General features: G+C 60.4%; 20 protein-coding genes. 4 read left to right on the top strand and 16 right to left on the bottom strand.

Going from position 1 to position 26,075, the window contains the following annotated elements; genetic code table 11:
* Positions 1 to 10: 10 nt before the first annotated feature.
* Positions 11 to 1,996, bottom strand: coding sequence for a coiled-coil domain-containing protein (locus tag ABIC09_RS14020; protein WP_354109616.1), 1,986 nt, complete (start codon positions 1,994 to 1,996; stop codon positions 11 to 13).
* A gap of 242 nt (positions 1,997 to 2,238) precedes the next feature.
* Between ABIC09_RS14020 and ABIC09_RS14015 the strand changes: the two genes are divergently transcribed.
* Positions 2,239 to 2,751 carry a DsrE family protein gene (locus ABIC09_RS14015; protein ID WP_148749185.1) on the top strand — a complete coding sequence of 171 codons (513 nt, stop codon included), beginning with the start codon at positions 2,239 to 2,241 and terminating at the stop codon, positions 2,749 to 2,751.
* A gap of 50 nt (positions 2,752 to 2,801) precedes the next feature.
* Here the strand turns inward: ABIC09_RS14015 and ABIC09_RS14010 are convergent, their stop codons facing one another.
* The 7 genes from ABIC09_RS14010 to ABIC09_RS13980 all read right to left on the bottom strand — a co-directional run bounded on the left by ABIC09_RS14010 (position 2,802) and on the right by ABIC09_RS13980 (position 12,465).
* Entirely contained in the window at positions 2,802 to 4,184 is a 1,383-nt protein-coding gene (locus ABIC09_RS14010) for an oligosaccharide flippase family protein (RefSeq protein ID WP_354032090.1), read from the bottom strand.
* Between the two features lie 59 nt (positions 4,185 to 4,243).
* The gene (locus ABIC09_RS14005) at positions 4,244 to 5,068 is read right to left on the bottom strand and encodes a hypothetical protein (protein WP_148749184.1); all 825 of its coding nucleotides are present in this window, start codon (positions 5,066 to 5,068) and stop codon (positions 4,244 to 4,246) included.
* Positions 5,069 to 5,121: 53 nt separating this feature from the next.
* Positions 5,122 to 6,648: a hypothetical protein gene (locus ABIC09_RS14000; RefSeq protein ID WP_354109615.1), complete on the bottom strand. Its 1,527-nt coding sequence runs from the start codon at positions 6,646 to 6,648 to the stop codon at positions 5,122 to 5,124.
* Positions 6,645 to 8,621, bottom strand: a complete 1,977-nt coding sequence (locus tag ABIC09_RS13995) for a tyrosine-protein kinase domain-containing protein (RefSeq protein ID WP_354109614.1) — start codon at positions 8,619 to 8,621, stop codon at positions 6,645 to 6,647. Before ABIC09_RS13995 ends, ABIC09_RS14000 begins: the two co-directional genes overlap by 4 nt.
* Positions 8,622 to 8,654: 33 nt before the next feature.
* Positions 8,655 to 10,061 (bottom strand): O-antigen ligase family protein, encoded by a 1,407-nt coding sequence (locus tag ABIC09_RS13990; RefSeq protein ID WP_354109613.1) that lies wholly within the window; start codon positions 10,059 to 10,061, stop codon positions 8,655 to 8,657.
* Positions 10,062 to 10,276: 215 nt separating this feature from the next.
* Positions 10,277 to 11,182: a hypothetical protein gene (locus ABIC09_RS13985; RefSeq protein WP_246229610.1), complete on the bottom strand. Its 906-nt coding sequence runs from the start codon at positions 11,180 to 11,182 to the stop codon at positions 10,277 to 10,279.
* Positions 11,167 to 12,465 (bottom strand): glycosyltransferase, encoded by a 1,299-nt coding sequence (locus ABIC09_RS13980; RefSeq protein ID WP_354032095.1) that lies wholly within the window; start codon positions 12,463 to 12,465, stop codon positions 11,167 to 11,169. The genes ABIC09_RS13985 and ABIC09_RS13980 overlap by 16 nt, the downstream gene beginning before the upstream one ends.
* Positions 12,466 to 13,253: 788 nt before the next feature.
* On the opposite strand from ABIC09_RS13980, the gene ABIC09_RS13975 reads away from it, so the two are divergent.
* Positions 13,254 to 15,395, top strand: coding sequence for a type I secretion system permease/ATPase (locus ABIC09_RS13975; RefSeq protein WP_502916387.1), 2,142 nt, complete (start codon positions 13,254 to 13,256; stop codon positions 15,393 to 15,395).
* Entirely contained in the window at positions 15,382 to 16,806 is a 1,425-nt protein-coding gene (locus ABIC09_RS13970; RefSeq protein ID WP_354109612.1) for an HlyD family type I secretion periplasmic adaptor subunit, read from the top strand. The genes ABIC09_RS13975 and ABIC09_RS13970 overlap by 14 nt, the downstream gene beginning before the upstream one ends.
* 160 nt (positions 16,807 to 16,966) lie before the next feature.
* On the opposite strand, the gene ABIC09_RS13965 is transcribed toward ABIC09_RS13970, so the two are convergent.
* The 7 genes from ABIC09_RS13965 to ABIC09_RS13935 form a co-directional block, all read right to left on the bottom strand.
* A complete protein-coding gene (locus ABIC09_RS13965) occupies positions 16,967 to 17,623 on the bottom strand; it encodes a helix-turn-helix transcriptional regulator (protein WP_354109611.1) in 657 nt (218 codons plus the stop codon).
* 236 nt (positions 17,624 to 17,859) lie between these two features.
* Positions 17,860 to 19,119 (bottom strand): polysaccharide biosynthesis/export family protein, encoded by a 1,260-nt coding sequence (locus tag ABIC09_RS13960; protein ID WP_354109610.1) that lies wholly within the window; start codon positions 19,117 to 19,119, stop codon positions 17,860 to 17,862.
* A gap of 42 nt (positions 19,120 to 19,161) precedes the next feature.
* Positions 19,162 to 20,169 carry an SDR family NAD(P)-dependent oxidoreductase gene (locus ABIC09_RS13955; RefSeq protein ID WP_148749224.1) on the bottom strand — a complete coding sequence of 336 codons (1,008 nt, stop codon included), beginning with the start codon at positions 20,167 to 20,169 and terminating at the stop codon, positions 19,162 to 19,164.
* 19 nt (positions 20,170 to 20,188) lie between these two features.
* A complete protein-coding gene (locus ABIC09_RS13950; protein ID WP_354109609.1) occupies positions 20,189 to 20,875 on the bottom strand; it encodes a sugar transferase in 687 nt (228 codons plus the stop codon).
* On the bottom strand, positions 20,872 to 22,008 hold the full coding sequence (locus ABIC09_RS13945) for a DegT/DnrJ/EryC1/StrS family aminotransferase (RefSeq protein WP_354109678.1): 1,137 nt from the start codon (positions 22,006 to 22,008) through the stop codon (positions 20,872 to 20,874). The genes ABIC09_RS13950 and ABIC09_RS13945 overlap by 4 nt, the downstream gene beginning before the upstream one ends.
* A 78-nt stretch (positions 22,009 to 22,086) precedes the next feature.
* A complete protein-coding gene (locus tag ABIC09_RS13940; protein ID WP_148749175.1) occupies positions 22,087 to 22,806 on the bottom strand; it encodes a nucleotidyltransferase family protein in 720 nt (239 codons plus the stop codon).
* Positions 22,807 to 23,283: 477 nt separating this feature from the next.
* Entirely contained in the window at positions 23,284 to 24,090 is an 807-nt protein-coding gene (locus ABIC09_RS13935) for a LuxR C-terminal-related transcriptional regulator (protein ID WP_148749174.1), read from the bottom strand.
* Positions 24,091 to 24,793: 703 nt separating this feature from the next.
* Between ABIC09_RS13935 and ABIC09_RS13930 the strand changes: the two genes are divergently transcribed.
* Positions 24,794 to 25,447 (top strand): LuxR C-terminal-related transcriptional regulator, encoded by a 654-nt coding sequence (locus ABIC09_RS13930; protein ID WP_354109608.1) that lies wholly within the window; start codon positions 24,794 to 24,796, stop codon positions 25,445 to 25,447.
* A 133-nt stretch (positions 25,448 to 25,580) separates the two neighbouring features.
* Here the strand turns inward: ABIC09_RS13930 and ABIC09_RS13925 are convergent, their stop codons facing one another.
* Positions 25,581 to 25,820, bottom strand: coding sequence for a DUF6894 family protein (locus ABIC09_RS13925; RefSeq protein WP_148749172.1), 240 nt, complete (start codon positions 25,818 to 25,820; stop codon positions 25,581 to 25,583).
* Positions 25,821 to 26,075: the final 255 nt, after the last annotated feature.

The raw sequence follows: 26,075 nt of genomic DNA, 5'->3' as shown, positions 1-26,075 counted from the left end.
TGGTGCGACGCTACTTCAGCGCCTTGATGCGCTCCTCTGCATCGTCAATGCCGCCGGCCTTTGCTCTTTGATACAAGTCGCGCGCTTTGGTCCGATCGCCCGCGACGCCGCGCGCACGCCACGATTCCAGCACGGGCGGATCATAGGTCTCCGCAAGCATGAAGGCGGCCTGCGCGCTGCCGTGTGCAAGAGCCAACTCCAGCAACTGGCGAGCGCTGCTGATGTCGACCTGCCGGAGCAACGCAGTCGCCCGTGCAAGCAGCCTCTGCTCGTCTGCGGGGGCGCGGGGCGTCGCGCTCGCTCGAGCAGAGCGCTCCGATGCCGCAGCGACTTTCGAGCCCGGATCCGCGGGCGGGGCGCGAATTGTCGTTTGCGCCTGCAATGTCGATGAGCCAGGTTTCGAGGTAGGTTGTGGGTTGGAGGCGACCGTCCGGGCGGTGTCCTGCTCGCGCGAGCGGCCTCCTCCCTCGCCGTTAGGAGCGAGATCGGGCGTACGCTCAAGTGCGGTCCGCTCCGGCGGCCGATTTGCGGAGGAAGCCGCTGCGGCCAATTTTCCGTTCGCATCCGCGAGCTGGACCTTGGCCGATGCAAGCTCTCGTGCGAGATCGTCGGCGCGCTTGCGCTCACCGGCGAGGGCATCGTTCTGCTTCGCGGCCGTCGCGTTGAGGTCCGTGACCCTGAGGATCTCGGCATAGGCAGCGGCGAGGCCTGCAGAACGTTCCTCGACCTCTTTCCGCGCGGAGGTCAGTTCGCGAAGGAGAGCTTCGCTCTTGTCCCTCTGTCTGACTGCTGCCTTCTTGTTCTCGGCCTGGGCGGCATCGGTGACCCTAGCGGCCTCTCCGGCGGCGGAACGCGCGTCATCACGTTGGTTCGTCAGCGATACCGTTTCGCGTGCGAGCGCGTCTGCTCTATCTCGCTGCTGGCCTAGCTCGCGTTCCAGCGCCTCCCTCTGCTCGGTCTCGGTTTTGCGGGTCTTCATAACAGCGGTTTGCGCGGCCTCGAACTCAGCCTGGACGAAGGCGAGCCGCTTCACGGCGGCATCTGCTCGGTCTCGCTGTTGCGCCAGTTCTTTCTCCAGGGCGACACTCCGCTCCGACTTTGCAGCGGCCGCCTTCGCAACGTCGGAGGTCTCGGCTCGAGCTGTGCTGGCCGCCGTCCGCAGGGTGACCAGTTCCGTTGCGGCGGCATCCGACCTGTCGCGTTGCAGCTTCAGTTCCTGCTCAATGGCCTGCTTTTGCGTGGCTTCGGCAGCGGCGGCTTTGGAAGAGTCGGTGGCGGCGGTCCGTGCGGTTTCGAGCTCGGCCCTGACGGAAGTCAGTTCGGTGGCGGCCCCCTCGGATCTGTCGCGTTGCTGCTTCAGCTCGACTTCGAGCGCTTGCTTCCCTGCAACCTCGGCGGCGAGGGCCGTTGTTGCTTCAGTCGCCGCGCTCCGCGCGACGTCGAGGTCCGATCGGAGCGATGCAAGCTCGGCCGTAGTGCTCTCTGTGCCGCTTCCAGGTGCGACTATCGGCTCTTGCTTGGGTTCTGCTGCGGAGATCTGCATCGCTTTTGAGGCTGCGATCCGGGCCGCCGCGAGCTCCGCCCCGAGGAATGAGAGGTCTCGCGCGAGATTGTTCACCTTGTCCCGTTCCAGCTCAAGGGCGTGGGTCTGCCTGATCCCCAGCTCAATGGCTCCCATCGCGTGCGCCCGCTCGAGCTGGGCAGCGTTAAGCTCTGCTCGGACACTTGCCAGTTCACGTGCGAGCCTGTCGGCTCGATCACGCTCCTGTTCGAGTGCCTCGTGCTGCCTGATCCGTTCGGCTTCAATCGCCGGGACGCCGAACTCGATAGCGTCGCGCGGGCCGCCATGCGCGAATCCGACAAGGAGTGCCAGGAGGAATGCCGCCGCAGCGGCTGTCCACACGACATCTCCGCCAAGCGATCGGCCCTGTCGGAAAGAACGGGGAATGCCGCTCAGCGAGTCGATCATTTCGTGCGCAATTGCCTGTAACTCCATCGTGACAGCTCAGACTAGCCTTAGGCACCTTGTCATTCGGCGTCATCAATGACACCGCCTTGGTCGGTGCTCTGTCGATGTGGCAGTATAGGTAGCCACAAGGAGGTAGAGGCGCGCCGTACCGGGAATAAAGTAGATCGTCGGCGCTGCTGCTGTGCCTTCCTTGACCAACGCAGCCGCTCGCAACAGATTGGACGGGCCAGCCCAGGCTGCGCGTTCCGCACAATTCAGGGGAAAACAGCATGAACAAGACAATCGTCGTTTTCGCCAGTCTGACCTTTACTGGCGCGTTTCTGGTGAGCGCGGTCCAGACAACTCATGCCTCTCAAGCTGGAAGCCCTAAGCTCAACGCCAATGCCAAGATGATCGTCAGTCCCAAGCGTGTGCAGTCGCACCGGCTCGTCGTCCAGGTGGACGTCAATGATCCGGCGCTCATGAACCTCGCGTTGAACAACGTCAGCAACACGGTTCAGCACTATTCGGAAATCGGTCAGAAGGTCGAGGTCGAACTGGTGGCATTCGGACCAGGATTGCACATGTTGCGAGACGACACCTCGCCTGTGAAAGCGCGCATCAGGTCCATGAGCGAGACCATGCCCGAAGTCTCGTTCTCCGCGTGCGGAAACACCAAGGAGAACATGGCGAGGACCGAAGCCAAGGAGATACCTCTGATCTCGCAGGCGAAGGTCACCAAATCCGGCGTGGTTCGGCTGATGGAGCTGCAGGAGCAGGGTTGGAGCTACCTGCGCCCCTGAAACGCGGCCGGCCGGCGCGTCGTTGTGGTGCGCCGGCGAGGTACGAAATCTCAAACGGACGGCGCCTCTACACGGACATCGGGGCGCGCCGTGGCTTTTTCCTTGCGGTTCGGCACGAATACCCCGAGGACGCCGGGCAGCAGCCGCAGGTACCGGAAAATGAAGAAGGCCATGGCGATGTGCCAGATGATCAGCGCGGTTGCGCTGGCGATCGCAGCGCCGGTCAATCCAAGCCAGTAGATGAATGCGATGCTGGCGAGGATGTTGATGGCGGCGCTCAGGGTCAGCAGTACGGCAGCCCCCCGTTCGTGCTCGGTCATCGTCATGATGAGCAGCAGAGATCCGAAGGCGGCTGCGATCACCTGCCCCAGGAGCAAGATGCGCAGGGCGGCGGCGCCAGCCACAAAATCCCCTCCGAACCAGGAGAGAAGTGGCTCGGCCATGATCGCCAATCCGAGCGCGATGCCCACCGAGGTACAGAGCGTCCACAAAGCGGCCTTAGTCACGAGTGCCTGCAAGGTCGCCCGATCGTTCCTTGTGAACAGGCTTGAGATGGTCGGCGCGAACAGGGTATTGATCGCAGTGCGGGGCAATGCCACGAGGAATGCGATATTGAAGACCAGGCTATATATTCCGGCCTCTCTGGTTTCCCCGAACCATCCGAGCAGCACCACGCCGGCGCGGTTGAGCAGAGCTTCTGCGCCCGCGATGATCATGAACGGGACGGCAGTCTGCCGCCAACTTGTGGGCGCATATTGAGGCTCTGCCGCCCTGATTGCGTCTGGACACAATCTCCGAACAGCCTGGCTGGCGAGCACGAGTCCGACGACGGCGCCGGCGACGGTCGCCATCATGATCCCCTGTGCCTCGATGCGCGATCCGAGGAAAAGACCGGCCATGACGACGATGATCACAAGTAATCCGTCCCGCACCACGCGGTCGGGCAACAGTGCCGGCACAACGCCGCCAAAAGCGCGGACGATCGAGCAGCGTATCCATAACAGCGCCAGAATGGGAATGAGAACGAAGCCGACCAGAAAGGTGTTCGTCAACTCCGTCGAGAACGGCCGGGGCCAGATCTCGATAATGCCCGCCCCGATGAACGCGACTAGAAGGCTTATGCCAAGTGAACGTCGCTCCGCGTATTGGATGACGCCTCGCGCAAGGCCGCTGGCTCCCGTGGTTTGATACGCGGACACGAAGCGCAGCAGTGCGATGTCGAAGCCGAGCGCGCAGAAATATGCGAGGATGGTTATCCAGGCGATGACATAGGCGTAGACGCCGTAAGTGTGAGCGCCGACAATTCTGGCTATCAGGAGTTGCGCGCAGGCAGTTACGCCGGCGCTGGCAACGTAGATTGAGAATGCGGCAGCTCCTCCGATCACCACTCGTCTGATCCGCGCGTGGCCAACGCTCCGGTCGTGCATTTCCATTTTCTGTCCTTGCAGTACTGGCTCTACCGAGCGCCCAAAAATCCGGGTCGAAAAACGATTCAAGGAAAATGATTCAACAGGGAATGGTCTGAGAGTTCCGCTTCAACATGTGCTGGTTTGGTCGTGGCGCGCTTCTGTTGCTCGACGATGCTCACGATCTGACGTTCCATTTGTTCGACGGCCGTGGCGAGAGACGCCTGATTGAGCGACGAGATGGTCACGACGTTACGGCCTTTCCTGCGCAGTAATTCGTGCAGGAGGTCGACGATGCTGCGTGAGCTGAGGCTGGTTTCCACGTCCAGCTCGAGCAGCTGTTCGATCTTGCCCCCGAGATGATGTCGGTCGCGAAGCCGCTCCTCGAGGAGCGTGGTCGGCGCGTCGAGGCGTATCAGAAGGTCCGGTGCGGGAACAAGATCCAGCGCGTACGAGATCAATGCTTCGTCGGCGATGCCGCAAAGCAGTGTCAGAGAGCAAATCGCCTGGACGAACGCCTGGTCGAACAAGACGATGTGCGCGATCGCGGATCTGTGAAACCATGCGTGCGACAATCTGGACATGTATTGCAGCAGCCTGAGCGAAGAGAGCGGGTTGGACGGTGGAAGGACCTTGATCAGATTCAATGCTGTCCCGAGATCGCGTGAAATCCCCCGCGGTCGGAATATCATGGACACCAATTCCGCCAGCGGACGCGTCAAGCGCCGCGTCGTGAAGGAGATCTTCCGAAGGGGCGTTGACGGCGTGACGGTCTCGCTTGGCGAGCGTTCCGCCGGCCGATGGCTGAGTACGAGGTCCACGGTGTAGTCACGCTCGCGCAGACGTGCGGCAAGAGTACGAGCAAGAGTGGTCTTGCCGGCGCCTGGAGGACCGAAAAGCTCGATGATCATATCCGAACTCAGACAAATGAAATGATTGAAATTGGACAGTTCTGTCGTTTGCTCTAGAGTATCCGCCACACCTCCTTCTTCACCGCGCGAATGACATCGGCTAGAGGCTGTTGGGCGTCGATCGAGACGACGCGCGCGCCGGAAAACGCTAGTCGCGGGATAGCTGCGATACGCTGCGTGATCACGGCAGGATCCATGTCGGGTTCGCGTTTGGCGCAAACCTCCGGCGGAACGACCAGCTTGATGACGATGTCCGGTGGAAGGCGCTCGGCAAGTGAATAGGCTTTGGCTTCAAACCGACGTAGCCAGAGCGGAATCCCGATCAGGCGTGGCATCAGCGGACCTTCGTTGAAGCCGGCGATCTCGTTCTGCGGGTATCGGTCCGTGACCACGACAAGGCCCCGGCGGGCCCCGCGATGCGCGGCCGACAGCTTGGAGCGCTTTTCGATGGCCGTGGCCGTCGCCCAGATCGCCATGAGAGCGCTGTACACTCGGCTCGGAGGGCGGTCCGAGATCTTGCCATGCGATGAGCCTTTGGGCTTGGTCTTGAACAACGGCGTGACCAGAGGCACCATCAGCTTGAGTGGCCATAAGACGAGAGAGGGGCGTCCTGCCCCGGTACCGAAATAGATGGGAATGACATCCATTTCCTCGCCGAGCCACTGCCGGATTGTCGCGACGATGGTTGATTTCCCACTGCCGTCGACGCCGATGACGGCCACGACGTGCCCACCACCTGGGGCTCGTCGGCTCCATGGTCGCGGTGCCCAGAGAAAGCGCTTGTTCAGGTAACCGGCGACGAGGTGTGTGGCGCGTGTCAGGCTCCGCAGTCCTGCCTCAAGATCGTTGTAGATACGATGCGGCGCGAAGTGCATTCGGATACGCCGCCGCAGATGATGCTGATGTTCCAGCGCGGGTTGGCAATACAGGGCATCGGCGACCATGTCGGCCAGATCGCCGCCCAGAAGTTCAGCCGCTCGCCTTCTGAGTGCCGCGCGAGGAATTCGACCGGCGAGTTCCGTGCGATCAAGTGCAAATTTGCGCGTCATTGCCTGCCAGTTGCGGAGCACGACCGGATCCGATCGCCTTAGCTCGAGGCAGCCGCGTACGATCAACAGCAATGCCTCGTCCACAGGCTCCAGGATACGGATCGGCAGCTCCGGATGAGCAATCGCTCGCTTCGCCAGGGCCTCTTCCCACGGCAGGTGGTAGTTCTTGAGCAGGCTGGCGCCGGCGACCAGTCGGACATGCAGATGGAGATGCACGATCCGCCCACTCGGTTCGTCATGGCCAAGATAGCTCAGGACCGACGGATGGTCACGATAGGCGACGGCGGGAAAGAGCTTGAGACCGCGCTCGAGGAGAATCGCCTGAGCGCGGTGCTGATCCTGTTTTGCGACAAGCAGATCGAGGTCGCCGTCGCCGGTCAGCCCGCGGTAAATTCGATTGCTGCTCTTCCAGTAGAAGTAGGTGATGTCGCGCCGATCAAAGTCGTTCAAGACCATAAGATTCAGCGGCAAGATCGCGCTCTCGGCGGTCGAGCCGGTCAGGTCTGTCCTGTGCAGGGCATCCTGTCTCATCTTTCGTGCCCTTTTCGGCCGAATGATCTTGCAGCTTGAAGTCCGATCTCCTGCATCCACTGAAACAGGGAGGAGGTGATTGCGAGGAAGCGTTGGCGTATGCCGGCGCGAGGCGCGTCTGCCGCCCCGGCGGCAAATTCGCTCGCATCGCCATAACCGTATTGCGCCTGTTTCTTGAGATCGACCTGTGTCGCGATGGCCGCTGCAAAATCGCCGCGCTCGTTGTCGAAACGCCCGCAGTTGCGAAGGAGGCCCAAGGCGTTCTGAGCGACGTCCCGCCTCGTGCTCCCCCATTTGACGACGAAGAGAAGCTTGTCGGCGATCGGTGGGAGCAATCGGGCCTCGATGGCTGCAAGGGCGGGCGGACCATCGATGATCACGCAATCGTAGCGTTCGCGCAGTTGGCGAATGAGTTCTGCCATCTGTTCGATGGCACTTATTGGGTCGAGCCGATAGCCGGGTATCCGGAGGTAGTCGAAGCCGGCCTGCGGAATGTGCCGGATCGAGTCCGCCAGCGATCGGTTCTGTAGACCGACGATTCGTCGCTCGCCGGCGTTGTCGAACTCGGTAACGCGCATGCCTCTGTGAAGGTCGATGCCGATCAGGAGCGCACGCCGCCCAACAAGGCCGACATAAGCCGCAAGGCCCCTGGCGAGCGTGGTTTTCCCTTCGCCTGCGATACTGGAGCTGATCAGGACCGTTTTCGCATGGCCTGGCTCGGCCAGACGTAACGTCGCAGCCGTTGACCGAAGCGCTTCCGCGTACGGAGAGAATGGCTCGACCCGAACATAGTCTCCTGCGTCAGTCAGATGGCCCGCGGGCATTTGCGGGACCAAACCGATGCAGGAGAGTCCGAGCGCATCGGTGATTTCCTTCTCGCTGCGCAGCGATTTGTCGAGGCGCTCCTGGATGAGCGCGACGAAGCTCCCGCAGATGAGCGAGACGATCAGGGCAGGGAGCATGAACAGGATTGGATTCGGAGAACTCGGTCGCGACGGCGGAGAGGCAAGTGAAAGAATGCTGACGTCCGGGTTGACGAGCTCTTCCTGTTCGCGGATCTCCTTCTGGCGCTGGAGAAGACTTGCATAAAGCTGTGCGTTGGCGGCGGTTCGGCGTTCGAGTTCGCGTGGGTCGGCGCTAGCTCCCTGTTCTTCGCCGCCGGCGTTGCGGCCCACATCGGCGCGCCGCTGGATTGCCTGGTGCAGAGCTGCGCTGGTCCGCTCGATGTCGGCCTTGACCGTCGCCATTCGTTCGTCAAGCCGGGCCAGTTCGCCGGCGGTGTAGGCTCGCTGCTGCTCGGCATTGCTCTGAACGTACAGCGCGACGATCCGGTTGACGATGTCGGCGGCTCTCTCGGGACTCGTCCACTGGAAGGTGACGTTGATGATGCGTGAGCGGCGTTCCTGGAGGACCTGCAGACGACGCTGGAGATCGTCGAATTGCAGGCCTGCGTCGGTTCGCCTGTGATGGAATAGCGGTCCAATCCAGACACCCAGCCGTCGCTTGAGCTCATTCAGGCCTAGCGGGCCGGCCTCGCTCGTCTCGGCCTGAGCAGGTTTCGGCACGATGGCCGGATCCACTGCGACGTCGGGCGCCAGTCCGCGAAACTTTGGGTCGTTTCGAAAGCTGTCGAGAACGTGGCGCAGGTGATAGGGAGATGTCAGCATGGTCACCTGAGTGTCGACGGCCTGCTGGAGCGCCTCGGGACTTAGGGAAGTGCCGCCCTGAACCTGGACGACCTGCGCGGTCGCCGTATATTTGGGTGTGATGACCAGGCCGGCGATGCCGGCAAGCATCGCTCCTACCCCGGCGATGGTGAGGATGAACTTGCTCCTCCGACGCAGGATCCCAATCACCTGCTGGAAGCCCGGTTCGAGCGCGATCGTGGTCGGGTCGTCTTGCCGCATGCCTTCGTAATCGGGCCTCAATGGTATGCTGTCGGCGATGAGACCCGTCTTATCCATCAACTGCATCCGTACCTCCCTGCCATCGGTCCATCCTCGCAGCTAGCTCGACCTCGAGCCCAGTTGGCTCGCGCCATATGCCGGTCGCGGACGTGTAAGAGATCGACCCCATGCGTTCGCGAGGCGAGCATGGCAACGCAGTGCGTTGCCTCTGGCGATCGATCGTAGTTGGCCCGCCGGCATCGGCTCTGCGGTCAGGCAGACAGCGATTGCAAACCAGAAGATCGGATGCCGAAGCAGGAAGGTGGCGATGGCGTAAATGCAGAGACCGCACAGTAACGTTGGCAAGCCTGCTTGACCGGTCGCGTAGGCGGACTTGAAAGCCATTACTACGAGCCAGACGAAGCTTAAGACGACCAGGAGCCCGCCCTGGGTAAATAGGTCGAGCATCGTATTGTGCGCCTCGAAGTTCGGCACGAACGAGGGCTTGGGGTGCTCGACAAACTGGGGGTGGATCGTATCCAGGTTCCTTGCCGAGACGATGGAACTCGGAATTTCGAGATGCGGACCAGGGCCTAGGCCGAGCATGCCGGATTGGACTCCCCGCCTGACGGCCTGGCTCCAAAGCTCAAATCGCAATTCCGTCTTCTCTCTGGTTTGCTCGGGGTTTTCCCGTGCCATCGATTTGGCGAGGTCGCTGGCTTCGACCGCAATCGAATAGGCCAGCGGCGCGATCGAAATCACGAGCCCGGGCAAGGCCAGCACAATCACCCAGGCGAACGCCGAACGGAAGCTGATCTGCCGCGCTCGCGAGAACAGCCAGATTCGGCACTTGAACGCCAAGAAGATCGGGCCGGCGAGCACAAGAATGAGGGTAAACGAGTCGCTCCCGGTGATCCGGCCCGTGTAGACTGGGATGATGGCGCAGGCGAGAGCGCCAATCCTCGAGCCGAGCGTGGTGGACGTTTCGGCAAGATGGAGCGATAGAATTCCAAGCACCATGCAGAGAACTGCAAGTTGATGCGGATTCGACGACCAGCCTCGGAATTGATCCCACCACATCGGATCGACCGAAGGTAAATCGTAGAGACCCCAGGCGTCGGCCAGTTGTGCGACGATAACCGGCGTGCCGAGTCCACACAGAAGCCAGGTGATGCGCCGCAACCTGGCTCGGGGGTGCGGCCCGACCACGCTCAGGCAACTGATGGCGGCCAACAGGGGATAGGCCATGACATCGTGCATGAACCATTCGGAATCGTGCTCGTCGCCGATCAGCTTTGCCATCAGCGTTCCGAGGCTCTGCGCAAGGACAAACAGCGACCAGAATACCAGTAGCCGCGACAGAGCCGGCGTCAGGAGCAAGCGAAGGCGAGCTGCTTCGCGACCGAGTACGAGGATCACCCAGATAAATAGACAAAGTTCGCCCGGTCCGACTGGCAAGCCTGCAAGCCGCAATTGGGAGGCGGGCGTCAGCAGCAGTCCGAATGCGAACAGGAAGTCCAGGATCATCGACGTACCTCGCGCTGCGTCGATCGATTCCGTAACCGCCGCTCGATCGAAGAGGGCAGTCTTTGAGTGAGGATCTGAAAAATCGCGAAGGTTTGCGGTGCAGCAGGCAGGAGTCCAGACCTCCTGTCCGTCGCTCTTATCTTGAGGCGCACATAAGTGTCGCCCGGCTGGCATGTCTTGCGGTTGCGACGCGTTCGGGCGGTTTCCATCGGACTTCAATTCATTCGGTTCAAAGCGATTGGGTTTCGATTGCGGCTCAAGAACGCTGCCTGCAATTCCGGTGAACCGGCGAGGGCCCAGTCTCCATTCTGCGGTCCCCAGCTGTAGGCGAAGTCGAAAACGGGAGCCGGCAGGAGCGCGTCCCAGCGAGCCAACATCAGCTGCATCTGACTTGCGGTCGGCAGCACGTATCGGCCTCCGCCGTCATTGATCCAGCGGCCGCCGCCAAAGGTTTGGTAGACCGGGACCATCTTGTCGCGCGGCACCCCCGCGGCCTCGGCCGCCGCGACGTAGCGGTCGATCTGGTGGTAATCGCAGCCGTTCAACTCCGTCCGGCAAGGGTAGGGATCGATGCCGAACAGGTCGACATGCGAGTTGGCAGGGTCGTAGGCGTTCTTGAAGGACGGCGTTCGTGACGACGTCATCGTCATGAGCAGGATGAAAGCCTTTGCGCCGGGCACGTTGGCATGGATCCAGTCCGATTCCGCCTTCAGATTGTCAGCCGTACAAAGCGGGAAGTGCTGTCCAGTCGGATCCGGATCGTCCATCAAATAGAAGCCGAACAGTTTCGCATGGCCGATGAATGGGCGGACGGTATCCACGAATTTAGTGTCCGCGCCGTTGCATTGACCGACCCACACCAGGCCCCTCACACCTTCCGGCAGAGCCTCCATCTGCGCCAGGCTGCTGACGTCCGCCAAATTGAAGCCGGCAGCACCGGGAAGATAGTTGCCGGCCGGGTCGAAATTTCCGTTGGAGGCGAAATGCAGCGTGGTTGTGGCCTGCGCGTGCGTGGGCGTATCGAACACGAGCGCCTGCAGGAGCAATGCGCCGGCCCCCAGCAGCACTGCTACCGCGGCCCACGTAACGCACGCGGCACGTTTCCCTACAGGGCGCTGCATGTATCCTCCCTCGCCGCCGCGAGGCTGCGGTCCTTGAACCGGGCTGGGGACGCACGATCGATCAACTGCCTGTAGAGATTCGCATGCTGAGCGACAACGGTCGCGAGCGAGAACTCCCTCCTGACATACTCGGCGGCGCGATCTGCCATGGCCAGGCCCTTCTCTCGATTGGCGAGCAAGTGGAGAATCTTTGCGGCCAATACGGGCGGCGCTCCCGGGGGCACCAGCAAGCCATTCCATCCGTCGCGGATGACTTCAGCGCAACCCGGCATGGTCGTGGTCACGGTTGGCAGGCCGGCGAGTGCGGCCTCGAGGAGAACCCGAGGCACGCCTTCACGGTACTCAGTCGGAAACGCGAATACATTTGCGAGCCTGAGCAGGGCCGGGATGTCCGATCTCGGCCCGATCGCCTTCACATAGGGTGCATGCCGATCAATCTCGGCTTGCGTGATGGCGAGGGGGCCTTCGGATTCGCGCGGTCCGACCAGCAGGAAGCGTACATCGGGACGCACCTCGTGCACCCGGGCAGCCGCGTCGAGTAGCGCCGGAATGCCCTTCTGCCTGGTCATCCGCGTCACCGTAATCACGACTTCGGCGTCGCCAAGCCCGAGTTCTTGGCGGAGCTGAGCTGGCGAGGGTCCTGAGCTCAGTGCTCGATCGAACCCCTCGACATCGACGCCCGCACCTCGAATCAGAACGGGCATCTTGCCGGCGATCCCGTGACGCTCGAAGAATGCGCGGTCGTCACCGATCTCGAATACCGTAGCGGCAGCGGTGCGAGCCGCGAGCTTGTGGAGCGCGCGATAAACCGGACGTAGTGTCAGGGCGAGAGGGGAGCGAGATGAATAGAGAAAGGCGCGTCCATTAATCGTACGAATGGCCAGCACACCAGGAGCGCTCCGCGCAGCCAAAGGCAGAAATATCGAGGGTTTGGTGTCAAAGCTTTGCGCGAGATCAGGCTGCTCCTCGACCAGGATTTTCGTAAGGCTTTTGATCGCCGCCCAGTCGGCCCGCGGGTTTACGAACCGGTTGAACTGGAAGTCTCGATAGCGGATGCCTGCTTGCGCAAATGGAGCTGGGTCGCCGCTCGCCACGGCTGTTATGCGGAAGCCGTGGTCGCGCAGCGCGCACATCGCCGGAATGCGCAGATGATGATCTTCGCCCCCGATATAAAGAAGATGGGGCTGCAGCGGATCGCGTCGGGCCCTCGACGTCCCACTTGGATGGTTATCAGGGAGGTGAGAGCCGTATCTTTGATCGCCGCTCAGCCCTAGCTTCAACATTCGCAAAGCTCCCTTATTCGATATCGCCCACGTCTCAATCGCCCACGTCTTGGCAAATGCCGGCAGCCCGTCCGCCGAGACAGGATCTCGTCAATTCATCCATTGGATCGCAGCCCACTTGAACGGCGCCGCGGCCCATACATCAATCGGAAACCGAAAAATGGTATCCGCTCGAAAGCGCCGACACGCTCAGGGAAGCGTGAACTTAGCCACTCAACCGAGAGGGTTGTCGGGAATCCACTATTATCACGGCACATTTGCGATCGTATCTGAATAAAGGGGTAACCACACGATCCACTCGCGCAATCGGCGGCGGCGCGTTGCGATGCTGCGTCAGGACGATCGCGCGCTTGCGGCGGGAATGGATTTGATAAGGCTGTACTCGATCGATGCCCGGCCGGCAGGTGAGGCTATATGATGCGGCCATCGTTTCGGTACCCCCTTTGGATTACCTCACAGTTCGCCTCTCTGGCCGGACAATTGTTCGCCACAGAGTCTCCCGCTGCGCCACCGAGCGGCGGCCTGTCGATGACGCCGTCCCGGTGCGGGCGCTTGACCTTCTGGGCTACCTATTAGGGCCTAATGAAACTGCACATGTACCGCGTTTTTGCCGCGCGGGTATCTCGTGAGCACGGTTAGAGTCGCGACCGCAGGAGCCGACTTCACTGCAAGACGTGCTTCACGAGCAACCAGCGCTCGCCGGATCGAGCGCGAGACGAGGACCATAAATGGCCACTCGGGTTGCTGCCGGATCTGATGTTATTGATCGCGAGATGTTGGCGAACCACATGCGGGATATCCAAGAAATGGCGTCTCCAGAGAAGTCGGCGCCCTTTGCCCTCGTCTTGTTGCTTAGGTTGCACGGCATTGCAGCCGACAAGGAGCAACTCTGTCACCGATTGGGTACACGTAACATCGGCGTGACGGAGATGGTGCGCTGTGCGAAGGCTTTCGGCCTCAAGGCGCGCACGATTAAGACCGATTGGGCACGGCTTGTGCGCTTACCCTTGCCGGGGATCGCCGTGCTTAATCAAGGCGGCTTCCTCCTGGTCGGCAAGGCGGACGGGGACGAGGTGTTGGTTCAGTGTCCCTCGGACCCCCGTCCGCGCAAACTCAGTCGTGCCGAATTCGAGGCGCTCTGGGATGGCCGCATGGTCTTGATGGCGCGCAGGGCGTCGCTTTCCGATCTGTCTCGCCGATTCGACTTTACCTGGTTTCTCGGTGCAATTCGGAAATATCGGCACCTGCTCGGGGAGGTTCTGCTCGCGTCCTTCTTCCTCCAGGTATTCGCCCTCGTCAGCCCGCTATTCTTTCAGGTGGTCATCGACAAGGTGCTCGTCCACCGCGGGATCAGTACGCTGGAAGTCTTGGTGATCGGTCTGGCCGTGATCGCCGTGTTCGAAGCAGTGCTGGGCGCGTTACGCACTTACCTCTTTTCTCATACTACCAACCGCATCGACGTCGAGTTAGGCGCCCGCCTCTACCGCCATCTGGCGTCATTACCACTCATGTATTTTCAAACCCGAAGGGTCGGCGACTCGGTCGCGCGCGTTCAGGAGCTGGAAAATGTCCGCAACTTTCTGACGAGTTCCGCGCTGACTTTCATTATCGATTTCATGTTCACCGCAGTTTTCATTGCGGTGATGTTCGTTTACTCGCCAATGCTCACGCTGATCGTTCTGGGAGGGTTTCCGTTCTACATCGGCATTTCGGCCATTGCGACGCCGCTGTTCCGTCAGCGGTTGGATGAAAAATTCCGTCGCGGCGCAGAAAATCAGGCCTTCCTGGTCGAGAGCATAACGGGCGTGCAGACGTTGAAGGCCCTGGCCGTTGAGCCCCAGATGAACAGGCGCTGGGAGGAACAGCTCGCTGCCTATGTTTCCGCGAGCTTTCGCGTTGTGAGTCTTGGAAATGTCGCAAGTCAGGCGGTGCAATTGGTGAGCCATCTGGTTACGGTTGCGATCCTGTTCTTCGGCGCGAAGTTGGTGATCGAAGGTCGCCTGACCGTCGGTGAATTGGTGGCCTTCAATATGCTGGCAAACCGCGTGAACATGCCTGTCTTGCGCATCGCCCAGATCTGGCAGGACTTCCACCAGGTTCGTCTCTCGATCGATCGGTTGGGCGATATCCTTAATACGCGGCCGGAGCCGACTGTCGGCATAGGGCGCGCCGTGCTCCCGCCGATCACGGGCGCCGTCACATTCGATCACGTTACATTCCGCTATCGCACCGACGGGCCTGAGACGCTGCACGACATTGGATTCCATGTTCCGGCAGGCCAAGTCGTCGGCATTGTTGGTCCGTCCGGCTCGGGCAAGAGCACGCTGACCAAGCTCCTCGAGCGGCTGTACGTGCCGGAAAGTGGCCGTGTCCTCGTCGATGGTGTTGATCTCGCCTTGACCGATGCCGCCTGGCTGCGGCGGCAGGTCGGCGTCGTTCTGCAGGAGGACGTACTTTTCAACCGAACCGTGGCCGAGAACATCGCGCTTGCCGATTCTGCCATGCCGATGCAGCGGATCATCGATGCGGCCATCCTTGCTGGAGCACACGAGTTCATACTCGAGCTACCTGAGGGCTACGATACCATCGTCGGTGAGCGCGGCTGCAGCCTTTCGGGTGGCCAGCGGCAGCGGATCGCGATTGCCCGCGCGCTGGTCAATGATCCTCGTATTTTAATTTTCGATGAGGCCACCAGCGCCCTCGACTATGAGAGCGAACGCATCATCCAGGACAACATGCGACGCATTTGCGAGAGGCGCACCGTCTTTATCATTGCCCATCGGCTCTCCACGGTACGACGAGCAAATCGGATCATCACCATCGATCGCGGGCGGATCGTCGAGGACGGCACCCATGATGAGTTGATCCGCTCGAACGGGCGCTATGCAAACTTGCACTTGCTCCAGGCAGGGATCAATGACCATCGCTAGAAGCATCGTTCCGTTCCCGGATCGCCGCCGGCGCCGCGAAGAGGAGACCGCCTTTCTCCCAGCCGCGCTGGAGGTTCTCGAGAGGCCGCCGTCGCCGGTCGGCCGCGCCACCGGCATGGTCATTATCTTGCTGTTTTGCGTCACAATGGTCTGGGCGACGCTTTCCAAGGTCGATGTTGTCGCGACCGCGCCGGGCAAGATCGTGGTGAATGGCCGAACCAAAGTAATCCAGCCGGCGGAAACGGGGGTGGTGCGCGCGATTCACGTCAGGGACGGCGCGATGGTTAAGGCGGGTGACGTGTTGATCGAACTGGATCCAACTATCACTGCCGCCGAACTTGATCACGTGAAGAGCGACCTGGTTGCTACGCAGCTTGACAGTGCCAGGTTGCGCGCGGCGCTGGCACCCGGCGATCCGATGGCGGCGTTCGCCCCTCCGATAGGAGCCAGCCAGCAGGCGATCGAGCTGCATCGTCAGTTCCTGGCCAGCCAGATGGCAGAGCACAGCACAAGGCTGTCGGAGCTCGACAGGCAGTTGGGACAGAAAAAGGCTGAGAGCGAGACCATCGCGGCGACGATATCCAAACTCGATGCAACCATCCCCCTCCTCGAGGAGCGTGTGAACGTTCGCAAATATCTCTACGACAAGGCGATCGGGTCCAAGATCACCTACCTGACCGAGGCTCAGGAACTGGTCGGCCAACAGCATGACGTTCTGGTCCAGCAGAGTCGGCTCCGCGAAGCGGAGGCCGCGACGGCGAGTCTCGCGCAGGCCAGATCCAAAGCGGAAGCGGAGTTCCGGCGAGCGCTCTATGACGATCTGTCCAAGGCCGAACAGCGGGCCGCCGGTCTCGCTCAGGACATGATCAAGGCGGAGCAAAAGGCGAAGCTGCAGATTCTCACCGCGCCGGTAGATGGCGTGGTGCAGCAGCTGGCGGTGCACACGATCGGTGGCGTGGTCACACCGGCGCAAACACTGGCGGCCGTAGTTTCGTTGAATCCGGATTTCGAGATTGAGGCGCTGGTATCGAACCGAGATATTGGCTTTGTCGTTCCGGGGCAGACTGTCGCAATCAAGATCGATACTTTCAATTTTACCCGCTATGGCCTGCTGAATGGTCGGGTGCTCAGCGTTTCACGGGATGCGATCATACGTGATCGGCGTGAGGACGGGGCGAGGGATCAGTCCGGCGGAACGGAGATCGCGTCCAGCGAGCCGAAAGGGCAGGAGCTGATCTATGCGGCCCGCGTCAGCCTCGACCGTACCTCGATGGAGATAGAGGGTCGGACCGTCCAGCTGTCGCCCGGAATGGCGGTGACCATTGAGATCAGGACGGGTTCGAGACGCATCATCAGCTACCTGCTCTCACCGTTGACGCGCTACAATCAGGAAATATTACGGGAAAGATAGCGGCCAGGAGGCTCTGAGGATGGATGAGCAAGCCTCTTTGGCCGTCGGGCGGCGCCCCAGGGCCATGCCGGTGAAACTCGCCGGAGAGTGGCCTCACGACGATCATCGTTGGGATGTGCCCCCTCGGCAGCAGAGTAGGTTGGAAACGGAAGTAGTGTAGTTAAGGTATCAGGGCGATACGTCCCAAGAGAGAGACCAGCTCCACTTGGCGCCGCGTCTGTGTCTTGACGAACAGCGACGCGAGATGGGAGCGGATTGTCGTTCGGCTCAACTGTTGAGAACGGGCAATGTCGAGCAAATTGCCGCCGCGTGCCAATTCGATGGCGACATGAATCTCAGCGGTCGTGAGGCCAAACAAGCGTTGCAGCGTTCGGGGCGACGGCTCCGGACGAGCATCGAGGTCGAGCAGGACGATGGCGCAGGTGTCGTCCGACCAGACATTGGCTATCTGATTGACCAGGCTCGTTATGCCTTCGCGGGAGGACGTTGCCAGCCACGCCATCGAACCCGCAGGAACTTCGACGCCCGCGCATTTTACGAGTTCCCTTACAGCGCCGGACAGCGATCTCGTATCCAGAGCGGATCCACAACGGCGCTCCAGTATGGCCCGGCCCGTCGGGCTCACCTCGACCACACGGTTGTGTTTGAGCACGATGTGCGCGCAGCCGATACGGCCAAGGGCTGCGTACATTTCATCGCGCACGTCGGACCGACGGTCACTGGAGAGGATTGGAGGAGCACGGTTGGAAATGTTGAAAATGGACTCCCTGGATTGGTAACGCGATGCAACCGAGCTGCTCTGGGTCAAGTTCAGCATTCGATGCGCCCTTTTCGTCTACCGGCTCGTTCAAATGAACGATATCTGACGACCATTCTCCAATTGGCGGGCGCGTTGTAAACGTTGAATCGGAGTTAGGCGGTCAACTTGGGAGTAATCCAGCCGATGTTCTCGGGGAAGCGGAGGAGGCTCACGCGGGGTAGGCGGAGATCGCTTGTTGACTGCCCCGGTGGAGGCTCTGCGGGTCGGTGCGATACACGTTTAAGCCGGTGGCGTTATGAGCCGCCCGGGGCGTGCAACGCGATTTCGATGACGTCACCTGGTTCCAGGTCGAAATCTTCGGTTGCGACGATCTTTTCCCAACTCTGGCCGGACTTTCGTACGACGGTGACCTGGGGCTTTAGGTCACCTGTTCCCGCTGGTACCGCCGCGCTTCCGCTTACGGGCTGCAGCTTCTGCGCTAACGACCTCATTCTGATGCGCAGGTCGGTTATGTGGACGTTGGAGTCCCTCAGCTCATGAAGCAACGTGATCGAGCGCTGGCTTGCGGCGCGATCGATCTGCCGGGCGGAATCCTCGCGCTGGCGTTGGAGACGCATGAGCTCGACCATGGTTTGCAGACGGCGCGTCGATGAAAGCAGAAGGGCACGTCGACTTTCAGTGACGCGGGGACTCGGTAGGGAGCCCGAACCGAACAGCTTCACGACGCGATCGAGTTCTTCCTCATCCGCCTGCACGCCTTTTTCTTCGCCTTCCTGCTGCTTACTGAGCGCCGCGAACTGTCCGTCCGCTTGCTTTACGGCGTTTTCCAGAAACATCCGCTCCTTGCGATAGTCGCGTTGGGCGGTCTTTAGCGACTCTGCCTCAGCCTGCACGATCGGAACGATTGCAGATGACGGCAAAGAGATGTCCTGGGGCGGCGTCTGATCGAAGGTGTCCTTGTCTGCGAGTTCGGCATCGACACGAAGGATATGGAAGTACTCTTTCACGTACTCCGTGGAAAAGGACTGATAGTCGCGCAGAAGATCCGCTGGATCGTTGGCGCCGGGCTGATTGCGGGAACGCAACAGGCTGTAACCGCCGGAAACCGCGACAGCCTGGCGCACGGTCATCGAGGACCTGTATGCCAACTGTCCGGGCGTCAGAACGTCACCGGTAACGTAAATGGGACGATACTCCACCACGCTCGCGATCACGTCGCCAGGCACGACGACGATTGCCTGTTCGCGCCCGTCTGGCAGCCGTTGCCGCAATATCTTCGACTGCAGCAACGTTTCCATCCGGCTCTGTAACTCGGCCGTAGTCAGGCCCGCGACCTCGACCGTGCCGATTCCGGGAAGAGCGATCGTGCCGTCGATCTGGATTTGCGCCCGGTGACGTTGTTCCGACGCACCTCCGATCGACACTTCGACGGTATCACCCGCCGCCAGCCTATACTGTGCTGCGAAGCACGGGCTGCTGGCGAGCAGAACTATCGCCATCCAGCCGGCAATCGAGATGCGGCTGAACGTCCTGACGCCCTTGGTGTCGCCCATAGCGATCTCCTTGCATAATCGAGCATCGGTTGCGCGGCCTCGTCATGTAATAAAATCCGTCTGCTGTCGGATTTTCTTAGTGGAGAGGCGACCGCGCCACCAATTGACGGTTCGCTCCAGTCCCTCGCGCAGCGTGACCTTCGGCGTCCAGCCGGTCGCCCGTACGAACCGGGTGGAGTCGGCAAGGAGCGCGCGCACTTCCGAATTTGTCGGCCGCAGGCGCTTTTCGTCGCGAAGGACCGGCTTGTGACTGGACGTCAGCTCGAGAATGTTGTCGATCAGATCACCAATTGTGATGGCGCGCTGACTGCCGGCGTTGTAGGCATGACCATATTCGACGCCGTCCGCTAGTCCGGCCGCCATGAATGCCGCGGCTGTATCCGTGACGAATGTCAGATCGCGGACGGTGGTCGTATCACCGACCATGATCGCACCGCATTCCGGATCGAGGGCCTGCCGGATGATCGTGCCGATGATCGCGCGTTCGCTTTGCCGAGGTCCGAACGTGTTGAACGGTCTGAGGATTACGACGGGAACGCCGAACGAGCGCGCGAAGGCCTCGGCCATCATGTCTGCGCCGATCTTGGAGGCGGAGTAGGGCGATTGCCCTTGCAGCGGGTGAGATTCATCGATCGGCATCTTCATCGCCGTACCATAGACCTCGCTCGTCGACGTCACGACCAGCCGTTCGATGCCGTGTTGCCGTGCGGCCTCGAGGATGTTCAATGTACCGAGTACGTTGGTCTCCACGTAGGATTGCGGCGCGAGATAGGAATAGGGTATGGCGATCAGCGCCGCGAGGTGAAAGACATAGTGATGGCCCTGGACTAGCCGGCTGACGAAGGCCGCGTCGCGAATGTCGCCGCGCACGAGATTGAGCTTCTGTCGGGTTGTTTGGGGGATATCGTCGAGCCAGCCATGGCTATCGAAGGAGTTGTATTGCGCCAACGCAGTTACGTCAGCTCCTGCCGAAACGAGGTGCTCCGTCAGGTGCGATCCGATGAAGCCGTCGGCTCCTGTCACGAGAACTTTTGCTCCAAGATAGGTCATCATCGCCCCTCTCTTTCTCTCATCTTGATCGAAGCTTCCGCGTTAACGCGCCCCAGCATTCCACGGCGATGACGTGCCCGGCACGGGCGATCCAGCCGAAATCCGATACGAGAGTCCGTCGCGGAAAATAGGCAAGGTCGATCTTCGCCTTGGCTGGAAACAGCACTTTTCGATAGTACTCCGCTGCCGGCGCGTCGGTGGGGTACATCCTATTTTCGTGTCTGAACAGGACCTGACACGGGCCGAACACACCTGGTTTGTAGTCGAGCAGCTTTTCGAAGCCGTCGCGAAAGCAATCGGAAAAGCTGAGAGACTCCGGTCGGGGGCCGACGAGAGACATGTCGCCTCGCAGGACGTTCCAGAGCTGTGGCAGCTCATCCAGCTTGGTCGCGGCGAGGATTCGGCCGACGGCCGTCAAACGTTCATCCTCCTGCAGCGTCAGGGGCGAGCCGTCGCTGCCGCAGCTCGGTCCGAACTTGCGAAACTTGTACATGCGAAACGGTTCGCCGCTTTGTCCCAGGCGAAGTTGCGAGAACAGGAGTGGCCGCCCGCTCTCGAGCCAAATGACGAACGCGACAACGACGAAGACGGGTGAAAGCGATACCATCGCGGTGCCGGCACAGAGAACATCGATTGCGCGCCGTGCACTCAAGCGAGATGAACGAGATTGCGCGCCCCACCGGTTCGCTATCTCGGGTAGGGTCATGCTACCGCCCCCACTGGGAAATCGGTGGTGAGTGCAGTCGTCAGTGCAATCACGACTTTCTCGACATCCGCCGTCGTCATTCGTGGATGCAAAGGCAGCGTCAATTCGCGTCGAGCAAAATCCTCGGTGCGCGGGAGGAGAATCTCTGGATAGAGATCTCTGTAGAAAGTCAGGCGGTGAACGGGCGGATAGTGAACCGTGGTCTGAATGCCATGCTTGCGCAGGCGATCGATGACGCGCTGCCGGCTGGTTGCCGGCGGCAGCACGACCGGCATCAAATGGTGGGTCGACGGCCAGGGATCTTCAAAAGGTATCATCACCGATGGGCAATGTTCCGCCATGAGCTCACGGTATGTGGCCGACAACCGCCGCCTGATCTTGTTCCATTCCGGCAACTTCTTGAGCTGCACGAGGCCAAGCGCAGCCCGCAGCTCGTCCATCCGGTAGTTGAAGCCGAGAACAGTCACGTCGTAGTCGGGACGGCGGCTGGTGAGGCGCTGCCGTGCACCGCTTGTCATCCCATGAGCGCGGGCCTGCCGGATGGTCTCGCGCAGGGCCCGGCTGCGCGCAATGATCGCGCCTCCTTCGGCCGTGGTCATGTTCTTGTTTCCGTAGAAGCTGAAGGCGGCCGCCTCGCCATAGCTGCCGACCTCGGGCAATCCGGGTGCATGAGCGGCGTCCTCGATCAAGAGCAGCCCCTTCCGGCGTGCAAAGGATTGCCAGGCATCGCGATGTGCAAGGTAGCCGGCAAAATGAACGAGGATGATGGCCTTGGTCCTGGAGGTGCACCTTGCTTCCGCTTCGTCCAGCGACATCAGTGGAACCTCTGCCGACCCGATATCGACGAAGACTGGTTTGGCGCCGACATAGAGGACGCTGTTGGCGGTCGCTACGAAGGTCAGCGAGGGGACGAGGACCTCGTCGCCGGGGCCAATGCCAAGGGCGTGCAGGATGAGGTGGAGGGCCGCCGTGCAGGAGCCGACGGCGACCGCATCCTCGGCCTCGTGCAGGCGGGCGAACGCCTGCTCGAAGTCGCGAACTCGATCTCCCATCGTCACCCAGCCGCTTTCAATGACCGCGGCGAGAGCGCCCTTCTCCTCTTCGCCCAAGACCGGCTCTGATACCAATAGCATGTTGTTCATCTCCAATTCTGGGCGCGAGCTCGCGCCGCGAGCGCGACTGTTGCGATCACTGCAGGATGAGAACCGGCCTCAGGCGGCGGCGAAACTTGCGAGTGCAGGGGACTGTTCGTCCCATGCGACATCCTGTGCTTTCAGGAAGTCCTCGACGCGTCCGATGTCGAGCCAGAGGCCGCTGTGCTTGAACACGTTGACTGGCACGTCCTCGTTGAGCATCTGGAACATCAGATCGTCAAACCCGAAGGGAACGCCTGACGGGATCCGCTCGACGATAGACGGGTCCATGCAGTAGATCCCCATGCTGACGAGATGCGTGAGCTCGGGCTTTTCGCGGAAATCGCTCACGCGCCCTTCCATCTCTTCGATCACGCCAAAGTCCATCTTGGTCGGCCGGATCGACGTGGCGATCGAGAGCGGAGAGTTGCTGCGCCGATGGCAGTTCACGAACTGATTGAGATTCAGATCCGTCAGCACGTCGCCATTGAGTACGAGAAACGGCTCGTCGAGTTGGTCGCGCAGCAGCGACAGTGGGCCAATGGTTCCGAGCGGCTCCATTTCCTGCGTATAGTTGATGCGCATGTTCCACTGGTTGCCGTCTCCGCAGACGCTGCGGATAAGGTGGCCCAGATATCCGGTCGTGACGTAGACCTCCCTGATCCCGTTTCGCCTGAGCCACTTGAGAACGAGCTCAAGTACAGGACGCGCACCGATTGGCATAAGTGGTTTCGGCAAAATTGAGGTGTGGGGGCGTAAGCGAGTTCCTTTGCCGCCGCATTGAATAACCGCCTTCATAAGACCCTCCGCATTGCTAGAATTTGCAATCGTTCAACTATGTACTTTCGCCCGCATAAGTCCGATCTCAGCGTGCTGATCGGGCAGGAGCGTGTAAAGAACGTAAGCGCAATTCAGCTGACGCGTCTTCGTGCATTTGCATGAGACGATTTGGGTATGCGGACACGATCAGGTGCATTCAGTGCGACCGTGATCGATTTCGAATGCCGCGCGCAGAGGCGTGAGCGCGAAAGGCGATGGCCACGTAGCCGTGCTGGTTGGCGCGTTCAAGCACGCGGAAATCAAAGCACTATCAGTGCGCTGTGGGTGGACCGGGACGGTCGAGGTCTGCACGACAGACGAACGCCACAGCAGCGTGGCTGCTGTGGCGCGTCGAGAAGATTGCAGACCGCGTGATGGTTGCCGTGCCGCGGGATTAGTCCTTTATCGCATGTCGAGATGCCGTTGCGATGAGGTGGTAGACGCGGCCAGGGTCCGCTAGTCGAGTTTGGTAACGCCCGGAGTTTGATTGGCGTGATTTCGGCGATCGGATCGCAACGCGCTGAAGCCTACGGGTTGAGGGATGATCGAGGGCAAGGTGTGTCCATTTGCGGAGTGCACCAGTGACCCATTGTTCATTCCCCAGATCGCAGCCTGGGTTCGGTTCTGGACACGGATCTTGCGCAGGATCGCCTTAACATGAACTTTCACGGTCGCCTCGGCTATGTCGATCTTTCGGGCGATGGATTTGTTCGAACTGCCCTCGATCAAGCAAGACAAGATCGCCTTCTCACGTGGAGAAAGATGTGGCGCAACCGGCTCCCCCGCGGTGAGCACGATGCCATGCTCGACCTCTTCGGTCGGTGCCGCTTCGCGCTCAAGAATGCCGTCAAGCGCGAACGACAGGAATGCCGGAGGAAAGACGGCCTCTCCCATCGTCACGAGCTCAATGGATTTGATGAAGGCATCGCAAGAATTGACGTTCACGAAATAGCCGCTCGCACCAGCCCGATGGGCCGAGACAAGGTCGCTTGGGCAATAATGATCCGATACGACTGCGATCCGAGCATCAGGGCTTCGAGCTCTGACGAAACGGATTTGCTCCAAGGCGACATCGAAGCTATCGCCGTTGTGGATAATGAGAAACAGCAGCTGATGTGATTGGAGCTCGCTTGGTAGCTCATCAGCGCTCGAAGCAGAGAGCACGATCCTGAAATTTGCAGCATGTAGGATCCGTGAAATTCCCTCTCTGACTAAAATGTTCTTTCCAATAAGAATTGTTTCATAAGACTGACGCCTCGGCATTGTACCCTCCAGCACCTACGCTACGACTGCAACGAAACATTTTCGAAACATTTAGAAGTCAAAGTGAACTCCGCCGATCATTCCGCCTGCCTCCTTACAGGTCGCTCAGTTGATCGGTTTTGTTCGGCGGCTACTCTTTCGTGCTACCCCGGCTGTGTGCTTCCAGCCTTTGCCGTTATTTGGCAGGTTCTTGGCCCTTAATTTGTTTGTTAAGGTTTTATGAACGTTAAATCCGGATTTTCGATTTCCATATATACCGTTCGTTATAGGTGCACTTGCGGAATCCACTGGCGTCGCGGAGCGCGATTCACGCAATCTGCAGATGAGCCAACATCAAAATGTTTCCGCACATTGCGTGCATCCCTAGAGCCGCGGGTCGGACTGAAATATCGCCGACCGACGCAATCGCCGGGAGAGGTGTATTGATGAAGCTGCCAGAAGTAGGAAATATGAGTTTCTGGGGCGTCGTTACGGGAATTTCTCGTCGCGAGAACGCAATGTGGCGATCCGCACCGGGGTTCTACGGGCGAGGCGCCCCGGGACAATGATCGTAGTTCTGCGGTAAGATATCGCGCGGGGCCGTATGGCCGGCAGAGACGTGAAACAATGAGAGGTGGGTGAACGTTGACATCGGGGGCGACTGATTGAGAAGCGGGGGGGGGGCGACTGATTGAGAAGCGGGGGCGACTGATTGAGAAGCCCAATGAATTGCACAAGAATAGTGATTGCAGACCGGCATCCGGTGGTCTTGCGAGGTTTGACCAGCGTGCTCGGCTCGGAAGATGACTTCGAAATCGTTGCATCTTGTGGTGATGCTGCTAGCTGCGTGCAGGCGATCGACAGCCTTGCGCCCGATATCGCGATTCTCGATTCAACGATGTCCGAGCTGATCGCACTGGGCTCCTCTGCCCTCAATCCAGCCGATCGCCCGATCCGCCTGGTGTTTTTCATCCCCTCAGAAGTCTACGGGCTGATCTCGCCGGACGCGTTCGATGGCTGCAGCGTGATCCTGAAGGAGACCTTACCCGAAGCGCTGGTGCAATCTTTACGGCAAATCGCAAGCGGCGAAAGAATCGTGCCGCAATCCTCAATTGATCAGGTTATGCCGGCGGGGCAGGAGGTGAATTCAGAGAGTGCGCTGGCTGTGCTGACGGACCGAGAGCGTCAGATCATGCGCTTGGTTTCGGAAGGACTATCAAACAAGCAAATTGGACGCCGCTTGAACATTGCCGACGGCACAATCAAAGTCCATCTTCACCACATCTTCCAGAAGCTGGAGATCAGCAACCGGACAGCGCTCGCGGCCTTGGCCATTTCGCGGATTGATCGGGGCACTCCGGCCAAGTCGACGGAATGAATGAGCGGAGAGCTCTGAAAGCTGTTCTTGCTTCCAGTCCCGTGCGCGAGCGATGGTCTGCCGGGGCCAACTGACGTTCGACCGGGATTAATCCGACGCCAGCGGGGTTCTATCAGCAGGTGCTTGCTGCAGGCTATTGCTCGACCGAAAAATGGAGGACAAACAGTGGCAGACTGGTCAGTTCAGGGCTGTCGCTCACCTCGATCCGCCAAGACGGATAGTCCTGAAATGGTCCGACGACGTCACTTCGCAGGATTTCGCGGCTCAACTCAATGGCCGCCGTCCGCGCGGCGTCGATGTCGGGGAGATCCAAGCCGAGGTCGTCTGGTACTGAGTCGCCGCCGTCGTGAACGTGGAAAAAATAGCGGGGCATTGGCGCTTCCGGAAAACGAGTGCATCCCCGGGACAAAACCAAGCGGACGTCGCAGTAGCGTCCCCGAGTGGACCTACGACGAGCTGCCATTCCACGTCCATGATCATTGTTGAGTACCTCAACGTCGAACCGGATTCTCGTGATTGACATGGATTCTTGCTTCTTGCGCTCTAAGCTCACGTTGCGCCGCAATTGCCCAATTCGGCGTGTTCGGCGGCCCCGGCTTCCCTGCAAATCAGCCCCCCGCCGGGGCCG

This window comes from Bradyrhizobium sp. S3.12.5 (assembly GCF_040548225.1).
In the GTDB taxonomy this organism is placed as follows: domain Bacteria; phylum Pseudomonadota; class Alphaproteobacteria; order Rhizobiales; family Xanthobacteraceae; genus Bradyrhizobium; species Bradyrhizobium cytisi.
Note: the sequence above shows the minus strand (reverse complement) of the source record. Positions and strands in the feature narration are given on the sequence as shown.

Bases quoted from the DNA above. Each gene is read 5' to 3' on its own strand.
- ABIC09_RS14020 (WP_354109616.1), bottom strand. From the start codon at position 1,996: ATGGAGTTACAGGCAATTGCGCACGAAATGATCGACTCGCTGAGCGGC.
- ABIC09_RS14015 (WP_148749185.1), top strand. From the start codon at position 2,239: ATGAACAAGACAATCGTCGTTTTCGCCAGTCTGACCTTTACTGGCGCG.
- ABIC09_RS14010 (WP_354032090.1), bottom strand. From the start codon at position 4,184: ATGGAAATGCACGACCGGAGCGTTGGCCACGCGCGGATCAGACGAGTG.
- ABIC09_RS14005 (WP_148749184.1), bottom strand. From the start codon at position 5,068: ATGATCATCGAGCTTTTCGGTCCTCCAGGCGCCGGCAAGACCACTCTT.
- ABIC09_RS14000 (WP_354109615.1), bottom strand. From the start codon at position 6,648: ATGAGACAGGATGCCCTGCACAGGACAGACCTGACCGGCTCGACCGCC.
- ABIC09_RS13995 (WP_354109614.1), bottom strand. From the start codon at position 8,621: ATGCAGTTGATGGATAAGACGGGTCTCATCGCCGACAGCATACCATTG.
- ABIC09_RS13990 (WP_354109613.1), bottom strand. From the start codon at position 10,061: ATGATCCTGGACTTCCTGTTCGCATTCGGACTGCTGCTGACGCCCGCC.
- ABIC09_RS13985 (WP_246229610.1), bottom strand. From the start codon at position 11,182: ATGCAGCGCCCTGTAGGGAAACGTGCCGCGTGCGTTACGTGGGCCGCG.
- ABIC09_RS13980 (WP_354032095.1), bottom strand. From the start codon at position 12,465: ATGTTGAAGCTAGGGCTGAGCGGCGATCAAAGATACGGCTCTCACCTC.
- ABIC09_RS13975 (WP_502916387.1), top strand. From the start codon at position 13,254: ATGCGGGATATCCAAGAAATGGCGTCTCCAGAGAAGTCGGCGCCCTTT.
- ABIC09_RS13970 (WP_354109612.1), top strand. From the start codon at position 15,382: ATGACCATCGCTAGAAGCATCGTTCCGTTCCCGGATCGCCGCCGGCGC.
- ABIC09_RS13965 (WP_354109611.1), bottom strand. From the start codon at position 17,623: ATGCTGAACTTGACCCAGAGCAGCTCGGTTGCATCGCGTTACCAATCC.
- ABIC09_RS13960 (WP_354109610.1), bottom strand. From the start codon at position 19,119: ATGGGCGACACCAAGGGCGTCAGGACGTTCAGCCGCATCTCGATTGCC.
- ABIC09_RS13955 (WP_148749224.1), bottom strand. From the start codon at position 20,169: ATGACCTATCTTGGAGCAAAAGTTCTCGTGACAGGAGCCGACGGCTTC.
- ABIC09_RS13950 (WP_354109609.1), bottom strand. From the start codon at position 20,875: ATGACCCTACCCGAGATAGCGAACCGGTGGGGCGCGCAATCTCGTTCA.
- ABIC09_RS13945 (WP_354109678.1), bottom strand. From the start codon at position 22,008: ATGCTATTGGTATCAGAGCCGGTCTTGGGCGAAGAGGAGAAGGGCGCT.
- ABIC09_RS13940 (WP_148749175.1), bottom strand. From the start codon at position 22,806: ATGAAGGCGGTTATTCAATGCGGCGGCAAAGGAACTCGCTTACGCCCC.
- ABIC09_RS13935 (WP_148749174.1), bottom strand. From the start codon at position 24,090: ATGCCGAGGCGTCAGTCTTATGAAACAATTCTTATTGGAAAGAACATT.
- ABIC09_RS13930 (WP_354109608.1), top strand. From the start codon at position 24,794: ATGAATTGCACAAGAATAGTGATTGCAGACCGGCATCCGGTGGTCTTG.
- ABIC09_RS13925 (WP_148749172.1), bottom strand. From the start codon at position 25,820: ATGCCCCGCTATTTTTTCCACGTTCACGACGGCGGCGACTCAGTACCA.